The following is a 13,336-nucleotide window of genomic DNA, read 5'->3' on the forward strand; positions in this document are numbered from 1 at the left end:
GGGTTATTGATCATCTGTCCGTTACGAGTGGGGCTTCTTACCGGGATCAATAGCTATGAATGGCACTGGCTGGGCGACTTTGCGCGGGCGGGCCGTATTTCCCCTTTATCAATCGAGACAATCCCGGTATGGAAGAACAGCGCCGGAACAGTGGTTCCCGGGGCGGTCCCGCAGTTACGCTGGCGGAATGATCAATCCCGCACGCCTGCATTCGGACCTGTCCCGCCTGGGCAGGGAAACGGAGATGTTCCTTGCCACCGCCGCGTCCCTTTCGGACGATGAAATGGTGGCCCCGTCGCAGTGTGAAGGATGGTCGAGGGCGCACGTGATCGCCCACGTCGCCGCCAGCGGACGGGCGCTGGTCCAGCTCATCGACTGGGCCGCCGACGGAGAGGAACGCCGGCTGTACGATTCGGCTGAAGCCCGCGCCAATGCCATCTCCGCGCTGGCAGCGATGCCCCGGGAGGAGTTGTTGGGGGAGTTGCGGGCCTCGGCCAAACACTTCGCCGAGCAGGCGGAGCGGCTGGCCGGCACACTCATTGCTCCGGAAGTCCAGGTTAACGGCAGGCCACTTCAGGCAACGTCGATCGTGGCGCTCCGGATCGCGGAGGTGGTGGTGCACCATCAGGACCTGGACACCGCCTGGACCATCGAGGAAGCCGACCCGGACTCCCTGCTGGACGCCCTCGAGGCCGTCGTGCGTTCGCTCGGCGCCAAGAACGTGCCGGGCATGACCCTGGTCACTGAGGAACGCGACCAGTGGATTATCGGTAACGGCGCACTGCGCGTTGAGTCCGATCGCGAGGGCCTGCTCCAGTGGCTGGCGCGCGGCGATGCGGCGCAGATCGAGGCGGAGGGCCCGGTGCCGGCACTGCCGAGGTGGTGAGCCTGTGGCGGGGTGGCGGCGAGGAAAGCCCGCCGGTGGGGGACCGACGGGCTTTCACAAGTGACACTACGGGAAGCAGCTTTTGACAACGAGTGGACGAAACCGCTTAACCCCTTCTCTGTCCAGGCCCAGGCATTCCTTATCCCCCAGCGTCCTAGAATGGCGCCAAAGCCCGACAGCGCATACTCGACCGGAAGGATCATCACCATGAGCCATGACAACGCAACGCCGGCTGCCACCACCGCGGCCCGCACGCTGTTCCGCGCCGCACTTGGCGGTGTACTCGTCGCGCACGGATCGCAGAAACTCTTCGGGTGGTTCGGCGGCGGTGGCATCGAGGAAACCAGCAAAGGCATGGATGCCATGGGTTTCCGGCCAGCGAAGACCAGCGCCATGCTGGCTGGCCTCGGCGAAGCAGGCGCCGGACTGGCTCTTGCCCTGGGCTTTGCCACACCTGCAGCCGGCGCGGCGGCAGCCACCACCATGGGAGTTGCAGCCAGTGTGCACGCACCGAACGGCTTCTTCGCCATGGACGGCGGCCTGGAATACCCGGCAGTCCTCGGGCTCGCGGCTACGTCCTTCGCTATCGGTGGCCCCGGGAGGGTCTCGTTGGATGCCGTGACCGGGCACATCCTGGACAAGCCGTGGATGCGGGCAGTCGCCGTCACAACCATCCCAGTGGCGATCGGCATCCAGGTCTACCGCCGCCGGAAGGCGCTTGCTAGAGACCATGCGGCTGAATCAAGCACGACTTCGGTTCAAGACGGATCACCTGCGCCAGCCTGACCGAGGCCGCGTGCCCGGTCCCCCTCCCGATAACCACCATGGCATGGGCGTTGCCTGCAAACTGGCCGCTACCGTTCGAGCGCCATTGAAATGAACCAAAAGGAAGTGTGGACAATGTCCACACTTCTCGTATCGGAGTGCCTCGTACCGCCCTCGGACTGCTTCGAATTCCGCATGATTCCGCGGCTTCCCAGCGTTTGCCAGGGCAGGAAGACAGTTCGAGTCCCACCTCGGGCACTACGTTTTCCCTCGTCAGAGGCGATTTTGACTATCTACTGTTGACAAAGCTTGACTTTCGTAGCCGAATGCTGTCCAGGATCAGCCACACCGGTCGCCACCCGCTCGGGCATAAGTGGACGGGCCAGGGTTGGTGGATTTCCCAGCGCCGTTCCTACGTACCAGCCGGTCGTGCGTTCCCTAGCTCTTACCTGATGAAGATGAATGTCGAAGATTGCTACTCTTTTGGAACGACTGTCATTCTTGGGGGAGGCGCTGAATGCGTGTGCGGGACGTTGGGTTTGGATGCTGAAGGGTGCGCTGGAGCGGCTTACGACCGTCGATGAGAGGCTTGTTCATGACGTCGTAACCGGTAGGCGTTTCGTTTGGCTCGGTTCCGGAATTTCTCGAGACCAGGTTCCGGACCTTGCTCAGATCATGCGTGACATGCTGTTGGAGCTCCGCGATCGTGCCAAATTGACGGCAGACGGCGAAGAGCACCGCGAGGCGCTCATGAAGATCTTGCGCGAGCATATGCCCGGTGAAGTTGCCCGTTATGTCGCCAACCCTGATGAGTGGGAGCCGCTATCAACGGAGACTCTCCGGCGATCGTACAGCGATGTCGTAGGTACTCGAGTTGGCCAGAAACCAGGAGCGTATTTGCTGCTCGAAGTGGCCCAACTCGTGCGGACGTACGGGAATCCGGATCTGCGTCCAGGTCCGATTCATTACTACCTCGCCATCCTCATCGCGGAGGGTATGGTGAAGCATCTTGCGTCCGGCAACTGGGACGGGTTGGTGGAAGCGGCCGTTCGTGAATTAACCGCGACACCCGACTGGCTGGACGTCTATGTGGCCGCCGACGATAGACGCGAGGAGAATGGGTTTGCTCAACTAGCCAAGTTTCACGGCTGTGCGGTGCTTGCCAGGGAACGCCCCGATGAGTATGAAGCCAAGATCGTCGCTACTCGAGCGCAAATCAGCCGATTCAGCAGCCGTGAAGAGTTCAGACACATGCGGGCATGGCTAGCTGAACGGACTGAGCGAGAGCGATCCCTCATTCTTGGCCTGTCGGTACAGGATCAGGACCTTCTCGACGTCTTCACGAAGGCGGCCGAGGCGCATCCTTGGACTTGGGATCCTGAACGTCCCGCCTACGTGTTTGCTCAACCAGCCCTCGGCGCAGATCAACTAGATGTGCTCGAGAACTGCTATAACGGCAGCTTTGAACAGTGCCGCGAAGAAATTGTTGACCGGTCTGCGTTCGGTCACTACGCGCGACCGCTGATTGCCGCCCTCACTTGGCGTGCGATGAACCTCAAGATGCAGTCGATGTTGGAGCGCGCGGAGATCTCCTCAGCCGCTTTTGCTGAGCAGCTCCGTAACGGGATCGAACACCTCGCGGAGGAGATACCTCGGAGGTTTGGCTACAGCGAGGAACGACTGCTCAAATTCCTGACGGGCCCCTACTCTCGCCTAGTGCGCGACTATTACGGCAATCGTGGCTTTCCTGGCACTTACGCGGTTGCCGTCCGTGGGCACCTTTCCCAAGTAGCGACAGATCCCACAGCCCTCCTTCTCGCCACTGATCTCCTGGCTTGTGCTATCGGCTTTGTCGGCTGGGGCCAGGCGGTAAACCACTGGGAGCTCCAGGTGGACCGGCCCTCCGGTGAGGGGAGGATCACGCTATCAGGGGGCGGCGAGGCATCGGTCGGTGTGCGAATCGTTCGCGGTGCCGTAGAAGCAGACGAAGTGCTGAAGTCGACCGACTGGGTACATGCTGAAGAGGGCCGGGCCTTGCTTTACATGCGAGACAGGCCAAGAGAGCTACGACGGTCAAGCTCGAGCCGGATCGGCAGCCGACGCCGCCCCCAGGGCCGTACAGAAATCTCTTGGAGTGACCTTGTCACCCAGACTGCGACGGCCGAAGATGTGGCGAACCGTTTTAAGAGTGTGGTGGGGCTATGAGCAGCCGGAGCCGGGTTATTTTGTCGAATGTCCGGAGCGTTCTTGAAACCAACGGGTACTCACGGCTAATTGGTGGATTGACTATCGGTGAAATCGACCTTGAAATTGACGAAGTTTGGACGGGACCTGAGGGCACGCTTGACTTAGCTGTTGTGTACCCGCGGCCAAGCTCTCGGGCTGATGAATCGAAAATCTACTGGGAAGTTCAGCGCTTAGTTCGTGCTCTGGATGCCGCGGGATCACTGCGAACCATCACGACGATCCTGGTAGGCCCCTCAGAGCCGTTCGGCCCCGAGTTGCGCAGATGGGAGTCGGACCTTCAATCGCTCGCACGCGTTCTATATGTTGACGGTCACCTGCCGGTTGTGAGATCGCTTGCCCCACTTCGCCGGCTGGTCCTCCCGTCGATAGAGGAGCGCATCTTTGACGGGGTCGAACTCTTGCACGAGGCGATCTCGGGCGGCCATCGGGCACCCGAGCTCCGCGCTCTCCTCGCTGCGGCAAAGGATGGACCTCAATCAGTAGAAGCTCGCTATTTTTCATGGATTGAACAGGCATTTGCTCTGAAGGGAGAAACCCGCTGATGCGCGTCCCACAGCTTCACTCGCTCCGTGTCGAAAACTTCCGCAGTCTGGCAGGTACATGGGAGGTACCGCTCGACGCCGATGTCGTTCTCGTTCACGGGGCCAACGGAGCGGGCAAAACCAGCCTACTTAGTGCCCTCGAATTGGGGGCGACCGGTAACGTGCGCTTCTTGAGCAAAGGCGCCCATCTCGATCAAAGCCTGATAATTAACCGCAGCTATCCTCTGGGCGCAGTGGAACTTCGCGTTGCAGATCCCGGCGGAAGTTTGCGCATCGGGAGCTTTGAGTTTGATCGGAACTCTCTTCGCGGCGCTCCAGCACTGGATGACAATGAACGATCATATTTCTCCGAGCGTTCCTTTCTGGCCCAGACGCAACTGGGTCGCTTTATCGAGACATACACTGCCTCGAGTAAGCAGGGCGACTCCGCTCTCGTTAGGTTCGTGAAGTCACTTGTGGGGCTGGAGGAACTGGATTGGTTGATTGAGGGACTGCGTTCAGCCGGTCACGTGAATCGAACCAGAAATGCCACTGAAGGTTGGGGAATGGCGGAGAGACTATTCGCCATTGACACTGCTGAGCGGGATAATCTTCGCACTCAACTTGCTGAGATACAGCAGAAGCTCGCGGTTGCCGAGTCCCAGCTACGAGAGTTGCTCGACCTCCGTACACCTGGTGACATTTTAGAGCTTGCAGCTCATGCGCTTCGAGTAGAGGCACTCGACGAAACAGCCGATGAGCTCTCGGCTCTGGAGTCCGCCCGCGTGCGCTTGGCAGGAGTGATCGACAGCCGGTTGGCCAATAGCGAGAAGTTTGATGATGGTAGTCATACAGTCGACGCACTGGCTTCTCAGGCCCTGAATGATTATTCCGCTTGGGAAAATGGCACTGCAAGAAGAGTTTTGACCGTTGTAAACGAAATTCGGCTGGAACTCTTTGCGCTCCCTGCTGTGACCGTCGCCCGGATTTTTGAGTCGTTTGACGACGTTCGGGACCGTGTCGTTGAGGCGCGGTCCCAACAGCAGGTGTCGGAAACAGCGCGGGCGAAGCGAAAGAATCGCCGCGGCGTGCTACAAAAGCGCATTTCGGAGATCTCCCGGCAGCTCCAGGCCGCAGCAGATCGATCCGCCTCCTTCGACGTTCCGTCGGATGTGAGGATTGCCATTGACGCACTCACGGCAGTGTTGCCGCTCGCACTTCACGACTCTTGTCCGGTTTGCGATCAAGCATTCGCTGGAGGTGCTACTGCGCTCAGCGCACATATCTCGGCGAAAGTGGCGCAGCTGTCTTCAGCGGCCACCGCGCTTTTCGTTGCTGAAGGTCAGGAACGTGAATTGCGTAATGAGTTAGCTGGCCTCGAACTTGCTCTGGCCGATTCAGAAGAACCGGAAAGCGGTTCGGAGACCGATTACGCGCTCCAGCTTCGGCGACTCAACGACCTGGAAGAGACCGTCGAATCAGGTCGGGCACTCCTTCGCTTGGTTCAATCGTCTCAGGCTAAACTTGCGGATGTGGCAGCGCTCCGCGCGTCTGAACAAGCAGCGGCACGCGCAATGGCCAGCATTTGTGAGCAACTCGGTGAGAAAGTAGTTGGCAGCTCAATCAACGAGCAGATCCAGCATCTCACTTTTGTCCTCGATGAAAGAGTTCAAGCGGCGCATTTTCGGAATACACGCCGGGCTCGAAGTCACGCGCTGGCGCAGCAGGTAATCGATGAGAATCAACGGTTGCGCGAGGTTGAGCGCCGAATTGGTGACATCGATCAAGAGATTAGCAAAACAGAAACAAAGTTGAAGGAGGCTTCGGCGCGTAAAGTTGCTGCTAACGAGCTCAAGAAGAAGGCAGAACGACTTCGTTCCGACGTCATTAGTCGAGTGTTCGACGAGAGGCTGAACGGACTCTGGGGAGATCTTTTCAAACGATTTGCCCCCTCCGAGCCGTTTATTCCGCGGTTCCGAAAGGAGGAGAGCTCTTCGCGCTATGTGGATGTTCGCCTGGAAACTGCTCTTGATAGCGGGGAGGTGGGCGGCGCGCCGGGAGAAATGTTGAGCTTCGGCAACAGCAACACTGCCGCAATTTCGCTGTTTACCGCTCTACATCTTTCCGCGCCGACAAAGGTCCCCTGGTTGATCTTTGATGACCCGGTACAGTCCATGGATGACATTCATATTGCCAATTTCGCAACGGTTGTCCGCGAATTGGCATACCGCCATAACCGGCAGATCGTCGTGGCGGTTCACCAGCGTGAACTTTTCGACTATCTCAGCTTGGAGCTTGCGCCAGCTATGAAGCACCAATCTTTGATCACCGTCGAGGTGGATCGAACCGGCGGGGCTACTCGTCTCGAGTGGAATCGGGTAGGGCATAAGGCTGAACCACCACTTCAAGCCGCACAATGACTTCTAAGCATAGGCTATGGGTCGGAGGATGCATGAAAAACGTGGTCAGGTTCGGGTTCAAGGTATATCGCTAATCCGACCGAAGATACAACCCTATGTCCTTACACCAATTGCCTGTCCATTTTTGGAAGACCGCTATTGTCCCCTGATAGACCTACGGCTCTCAGTGTGTGATGGAAGTATCTCTCGCTATCACGGTCCTCAGGACTTTTTGATGCAGAATGTCATCGGCACGTCAGGTAGCTACTACGGACCTCGTGCCTTTCTCAGCATCGTAACGCGCCGCTCTAGCGACGAGTCATGCGTCCACTGATGGCGTAGAACCATCGGTTCACAGTCCAGGTCTGCCCCGAGCAGGTCTGCTGGCACACGGGACCGGCGGCGGGTAGCCGGTGGAGGAGACCCGGTCGCCCAAGCACTGGTGCGATCGTCTCCGTCTTCAGATGCCCTTTGGAGGTTTTTCGGAGTATCCGACGCTAGTAGCGTCATCTTCATCGCGCCGCCAGAGATAGTACGGAAGAAGTCGCATCTGGCGGTTGCGCCGGTCATCTACGAGCCAACTGCCCAGGCAATTCCTTGCATGGTCAAGATAGGAGGTGCCGACGTCCCACCAATATCTGTCAAAACTGTGAGCGGGCTTTTCTGCAGCTGCAGGGTCGATGGCTCCGCACGCAGGAGGGCCGAAACAATGAGCCATCGCTTGCCGCACGCTAACTCGGACGTGCCTTGCACCGGTGGGGAGCATGGACTCCCAACGTAAACACTCACGCTCGAAGTTCTCCATTACAGTGCTAATTTCAGAGCTTCGAGGCATCTTGACATCAGCATGCTCGATGACGGCCACCACGGTACCTAGCGCCTCCACGACGCTGTCTACCGCTCGTCGACGGGTGTCTTCAGACGCTCTACGGCGCTGGAGAATTTCGCCGCGGATTAAGGCGACTATCGATATGACGACCGCCGAAAGGGCAACCCAGAACTCAGCATTCATGAAAAGAAATCTAATGTACGTACACGTCCAGCCTGTGCAAGAAGGCGCATAGAACTGCTTGCGATTGGCAAAACGAATCTTGCTAGCGCGCAAAGTTCTATCCTCGAATCTGAAGCCCTAAAGATAGATAAAGGCTCGGAACCCCGTGGCGTCGTCTGTTGTCGTGCCGTGCTGAACGAGTGCGGCCCTCTCGCGTTCATCCCATCAACGGGTGATTCAGAAACTCTTCACTGCCGGGACCACGCGACGAGTCTTGCCGTCAACGAAAGCTCAGTTCCGGAGATCAGGACTCGTCCCAGTAGTAGGGTACCGGCTCGTTGATTCTCTCTAGAAGAACCTGCCGGGCTTCTTCCTCGGCGCGGCGGAGCTCGTCGTTCGTTTCGGAGTCCAAGGCGCGTTCGAGAGCAGCTAGTGCCGATTGGAGCTCGGGCGACCCCGCGTCGTTTCCCCTCCAGAAATGCGGAGCGAGATGCTGTGAGATCCGGTCCATGGTGTCCTTCCGTAGGTCTTCTCCCAGAGTGCGGGCATGCTGGACGAGCTGACGCGCGAGCTCGATGTGATGGGCAGCCCATGCGTTCAGAGAAGCCAAAATTCCGAGGAGGTTTTTGAGTTGTTGCTCGCCAAGGTTGCCCACGGAGGCGCACAGCTCATCTGTGACGTCTTGAGCCAGCCTTTCTGCTGCTAGTAGGGTTAGCACCGCCGCGACTTGTCCGGGGTCGTCGCTTTCACATCCGTCTAATATCCAGGCCGCTACCTCTTTGGACTGCTCAGCATAAGCGGCACGTAGGCTGTCATGCCCGTAGTACTGGAGAAGGCGGCGGAGGGATCGAATCCCGGTCAATCGGTCGAGAACCAGCCGCGGATGTGCTCTTGCGATGTCCGTGATCGGTTGCTCGGCTTCCCAAGTTCCGACCTGAACGGTCGCGAGAAGGTCGAGTACCGCAGCCGCCTGGGCATGGTTGAGGTTCCGGTACCAGTCCTTGCCCTCGTACATGGGCATTCGGAGGGTTTCAAAGATGGTGTTGTCTGTGGCCTTCCCGGCGACCAGGGTTTTGACAACGGTGATTGGATCCTGGGCGAAGGGCAATGCTGTCATGAATGCTTGGCGAACACGCTTCGACGGGTCCTCTACTCCATAGGTGACCGCCTCAGCGTAAGGGGCCCCGAGATTCGCCCAGGCAAAGCGCCCGGCGGACCGTCCTATTGCCCATCGGACGCCTTCACGTTGGGTCGCGGTCCCGGCCACGATCTGGTCCACCTGGGCATTGTTCAAGGACTGGAGGGATTCCAGGAGGATTGGCAGGCCGGCATCGAGTGGGACGTCGGAGAGACCGATGATGGCCGCAACGATGCTTGGCACGCGTTCAGGGTGCTCTTGGACGGTGAGCTGTAGGAGGATGATGAGCTGGTAATCGGGTGTGCTTTTTGCCGTTTGCAGGGCTTCCCGTAGTTCCGCATCAAGACGGTCTACGCTTGCTTGCACAGTGGTATCGGGACCCCAGAGCAACTCGGCAAGTTGGCTCAGCCTCTGGCGGGAGCGGTGCTCGTTTGCTTCCATTCTGTCCCTGAACTCGGCTTCACCCTCTACCGATTCATTCGAGTGGGCAGCAACTTTCTCAACACACCAGGCAAGCGTCGGCGCGTCTTTCTCGCGCTGAGGGTCAATGTTGAGCAAGCGTCCGCCGCCTAGCAGGTGATCGCTGAGGTCGTCGTCTTCCCGCTGGTCGAGCTGGTGGAGGAGTGAGAGGGCGGCGTGCATCACTTCCGGCGAGGCGGAGTGGCCGGCTGGGTATTCGACGGCGCGGCTCACTGTTCTCCGAATGGAGGACTTCGTGGTGGTTTCGGCGATGGTTCGCAGGGCTGCGATGGTCTGGAGATCGTCACCTGCCCAGGCATTGCGCTGTTCATCGGGAACGTTTTCTCCGAAATAACCTTGGGGTGGCCGGAGGGCACCTTCGAGGAGGTTGATGATTTCCGCGGTAAGTGGCAGGTTCTCGTCGTTGGCATGTTTCACGCACAGGGCCCGTACAGCGTCTCGGTGCGGTCGGGCCCATGATGGGTTGACTTGGAATTGGCCAAGCGAAATGGCATGAGGGTTCTGCATCTCGGTGGTCGTTCCTTCTTTGGCAACGAACGGTCCGAGTACCGCCAGTGGTGTAATGGCGTCACGGGGTTCCAGGGTCGCCAGCCACTTCCCGGCTTTCGCGATGATGCGTTCGGCGTAGGACGGATCAGGAAGCCGGTTCACCTGGCAGAGCTGATCCACGATGATTCTCACGGGGTGGTCCAGCGAGGAATCGACGGGGCGCGAGTCTCGGCGGCCGAGTTTCCAGAGAGCGTCCAGCGCTGTTTCGAGTCCTTCAGGATCGCTGGCTGCACAGACGCCGTAGGGGATGGCCAGCCTTCGTTCCACTGCCGTCCGATCGATTTCACCTGTTCCGAACAAGGCCGCAATCGCAGCGTCGCCGGTGACCTTGGCAGGTCGTTGACCTGGTTCAAGGCCGTCGAGTTCATCCAACCGGTGGAGCATCATGCCGAGGAGCTCTAACGTCTTCGCCGGTTGGGTGACCGGGAGCGATCCAAGGTGCCCAGCCAGTGCATAGAGGTCTCCGTAGCCTCCATGACCAATAGTTCCCTTGATGCTCGCCCACACGGGATGCATAACCTGTGGGCCGCCGCGATGGGTAAGGCGCCATTGGAGGCTTCCAATCGACGTGAATAGGTCCTCGCTGGCCACGTCCCCGAGCCCGTTCCAGAGCTCTTGAACGAAACCCGTGTCGGTTCCGTAGATCGAGGAAACTTGCTCCAGAACCTGATCAGAGAACAGCTCGGGCATGACGCGCACCCTGCCGTTCTGTTCGATGACGATGCCGCGGTTGCGAAGCTGTTGGCGGAGGCGAAGGTAATCCGGCAATGAGGTGTTCGTCAGGCTCAGGATCCGGGACCGTACCTCTTGGTCGTCAGGGTTGATCGTTCCAAGCGCTGACAATGTCGCGAGCACTCGTTGGAGGGGTTCGGGCCCGACAGCATCAACGCCTTCGGTCAAAATGTGCCCATAGCGGGCCATGACCTGTTCCCGAAGATCGTTGGAGAGGGCCAAGTGCCCAGTCAGCTGCCCGCGTCTGATCATGTTCAGCGTCAGGACAGCCATGAACGGTGTATCGCGTGCTTGTCGAGCAAGTGCTTCCAAGAGGGAACGATTGAGGGCGAGCCCATCGGCAAGAGAAGCCACCAGCTCGCGACTTTCAGGCAAGCTGAGTCTTCCGACAGTGATTTCACAGAGCTGGTCTTGGCGGATACCCATTCTGATCACTTCGTTGCGAATGGCCTGTGCTTCCAGACCCCTGACACTGAGTACGAGCTGCGTCCCAGCGTTCGCCACCGCGTAGTTGAGAAGAATCGCGAGATGGGCTGGACTACGGTGAGCATCGTCTACAACGATGACGGCCGGTGTCAGAGGCAGCAGACTGATCGCATCTTTGTTCAGGACATGACCGGGGGAGAGCCAGAGTACCTGGACTGCGGGATTGGCGTCTTGAAAGGCAGTAAGGCAGTCGACCATGAGCCGGGTCTTGCCGACACCGCCAATCCCCTTGACGATGACAACGGGAGGCCGGTCGCCGGCCCGATCGAGCGCTGCGGATAGCTTTGCCATTTCCGGGACACGGCCGACGCTCGGTCCCAGGTCGTTCAGGAGATCTTCATCCGTCTGCCTGCGCTTCGAGACTTCCTCGATACCGAGGAAGGAGTCCACCCCTGGTATCTGGACGAAAAGGCGGCGGAACGTCTGGCCCCAGAACGCGTCGAGGATCTGACGTTGCCTGTAAAGAGGGAGGTTTCTTAGCATCTGAGTCAGACCGCGTTGGTCGATGATGTCCCAGCCTTGGTGCTTTTTCACTTCTCGCCGCGCTGCTGATGACGCTTCACCGGAGTAGACGATGTAGTACTCATCGGCGACGTACGTGCAGTCCGTCACGAACTTGCGAACATTGGCGGCTGTCAGATCGTCGAGGCGTTTGCACTGCCACGCAACTGTGGCACCGTCGGCCCACGTGCCCTCGAAATCGATACCGTGTTGTGGGTCGCCCCGACGACCCCATCTTTGGACACGCTGCACACGCCGACCAGGCTCAACTACGGACATGGTGGCCACAAGAAGATCCTCCGTGAAATCCTCAAACCGATCGGGAAGCAAGCTATCCGTAGGAACTAGATCAGCCCGACGTCCGCCAGGGGTCCCAGACTCTTTAGGCAGTTGTGCATCGTGACTCATGACCCTATTCTGCAATGCTCAGACGTAGTCCGGCGGATCTATTCGGGACACGGGAAGCGTCGGAACCTGACACGTCAATGCGGCCCTTGGCGGGACGGAGCACGCCGAGTTGGCTCAATCCGTGGACAATTGGGCGAGTACCGGACACCTGCGGCAAACTCCTCAGGGTTCAGCCGGAAATGGCTTCCACGAGGTAGCTTCTTTCCTCCCCGGAGGTCTTCGTACTTGAAATCGATGAGACTTGAAGGAACGAGGCGGGGCTTAGTGCGGTTGACCCAGGGCCATCGCTCCGAGTCCTCGCCCTCCCGGTGGGCAGCCCATTCGACGTAGTCCTTGGGCAGAAGCTCCGGATCTGCTGCTACTTCGACTACGACATAACAGTCCTTCGTCCCTGTCGCGCAGATGAAGACGAGATCGCCGGTCTTGATAGTGGGTTTTCTGGTCCAATTGTCGCCCTGTTTTGAACCGGGGCTGGCAAATCTCCACTTTTGCCGCCACTGGTCCAGCACCGGAGCGCCCCTCGACCTTTACCCAAAGAGATCGGTCCGGATCGTCGAGCGTCGGCAAGGAGACGCTCGACGTCGAAAAGAGCTGAGTCTTGGTCTAGGTCCGGCATTCCCGGAGTGGGCTTCGGGAGACTCGCGGCTTGCACTGCCAAGTCGTCAAGATCGCTTTTTGATACTGATCGGAAAGGCCAGGCATGAATCATCGTCCGTGCCGACTCAAGCTGATCCGGATCCAGCTCGACACCAAGCTCACGGTTTGCATTCAACGAGCTGCCCAGACCAGTACCTGTCAGGTTGGCAGAGCCGAGCATCCCTCGGCTCCCCAAGATGAAGCACTTAGCGTGAAGGCGTTCCACGTGGCGAATTTCGACTCCCGCGTCGAGCATGAGCACCACTCCCTGGACAGAGAGGAATTCGCTCGCCACTGCGAGCGGATCAAGCACCGTGTAGAAGACCCATGCGCGGGACGATTTCATCGCCCCGTCAGCGATGCTCCTGCAAACCATATAGGAGAGGTAAGGGCTCGTGAGGACCACATCGCCGTCGGGATCCGAAAGGGCTGACTGAAGCCACTGCGAGGCAGTATCGAGTACTCGGGGTTGAGAGGTCATACAGCCAGCCTAATTAGGTCGGCCGACATGTCTTGGAACGGACCAATTGAGGTCTTGCGCATAGGGCGCGCAATTGTCTTGATCAAAAACTGAGAGAACATTTATGAAAATCTCTA

General features: G+C 59.0%; 6 protein-coding genes. 4 read left to right on the forward strand and 2 right to left on the reverse strand.

Annotation, left to right across the window (positions count from 1 at the left end; translation table 11 throughout):
- Positions 1-187: 187 nt before the first annotated feature.
- From VXJ37_RS07695 to VXJ37_RS07710, 4 genes are all read left to right on the forward strand, one after another.
- A complete protein-coding gene (locus VXJ37_RS07695) occupies positions 188-886 on the forward strand; it encodes a maleylpyruvate isomerase family mycothiol-dependent enzyme (protein WP_331322459.1) in 699 nt (232 codons plus the stop codon).
- A 207-nt stretch (positions 887-1,093) separates the two neighbouring features.
- Positions 1,094-1,672: a DoxX family protein gene (locus VXJ37_RS07700; RefSeq protein WP_331322460.1), complete on the forward strand. Its 579-nt coding sequence runs from the start codon at positions 1,094-1,096 to the stop codon at positions 1,670-1,672.
- A gap of 441 nt (positions 1,673-2,113) precedes the next feature.
- Positions 2,114-3,856, forward strand: coding sequence for an SIR2 family protein (locus VXJ37_RS07705; protein ID WP_331322461.1), 1,743 nt, complete (start codon positions 2,114-2,116; stop codon positions 3,854-3,856).
- Between the two features lie 583 nt (positions 3,857-4,439).
- Positions 4,440-6,839, forward strand: coding sequence for an AAA family ATPase (locus tag VXJ37_RS07710; protein ID WP_331322462.1), 2,400 nt, complete (start codon positions 4,440-4,442; stop codon positions 6,837-6,839).
- Positions 6,840-7,278: 439 nt separating this feature from the next.
- On the opposite strand, the gene VXJ37_RS07715 is transcribed toward VXJ37_RS07710, so the two are convergent.
- Both VXJ37_RS07715 and VXJ37_RS07720 read right to left on the reverse strand, forming a co-directional pair.
- Positions 7,279-7,830: a hypothetical protein gene (locus tag VXJ37_RS07715; RefSeq protein WP_331322463.1), complete on the reverse strand. Its 552-nt coding sequence runs from the start codon at positions 7,828-7,830 to the stop codon at positions 7,279-7,281.
- Between the two features lie 283 nt (positions 7,831-8,113).
- The gene (locus VXJ37_RS07720; protein WP_331322464.1) at positions 8,114-11,983 is read right to left on the reverse strand and encodes a hypothetical protein; all 3,870 of its coding nucleotides are present in this window, start codon (positions 11,981-11,983) and stop codon (positions 8,114-8,116) included.
- Positions 11,984-13,336 lie beyond the last annotated feature (1,353 nt).

The organism is Pseudarthrobacter phenanthrenivorans (assembly GCF_036455295.1).
In the GTDB taxonomy this organism is placed as follows: Bacteria; Actinomycetota; Actinomycetes; order Actinomycetales; family Micrococcaceae; genus Arthrobacter; species Arthrobacter phenanthrenivorans_C.

Excerpts from the sequence above, each read along its gene's own strand:
- VXJ37_RS07695 (WP_331322459.1), top strand. The coding sequence starts at position 188 with ATGATCAATCCCGCACGCCTGCATTCGGACCTGTCCCGCCTGGGCAGG.
- VXJ37_RS07700 (WP_331322460.1), top strand. The coding sequence starts at position 1,094 with ATGAGCCATGACAACGCAACGCCGGCTGCCACCACCGCGGCCCGCACG.
- VXJ37_RS07705 (WP_331322461.1), top strand. The coding sequence starts at position 2,114 with ATGTCGAAGATTGCTACTCTTTTGGAACGACTGTCATTCTTGGGGGAG.
- VXJ37_RS07710 (WP_331322462.1), top strand. The coding sequence starts at position 4,440 with ATGCGCGTCCCACAGCTTCACTCGCTCCGTGTCGAAAACTTCCGCAGT.
- VXJ37_RS07715 (WP_331322463.1), bottom strand. The coding sequence starts at position 7,830 with ATGAATGCTGAGTTCTGGGTTGCCCTTTCGGCGGTCGTCATATCGATA.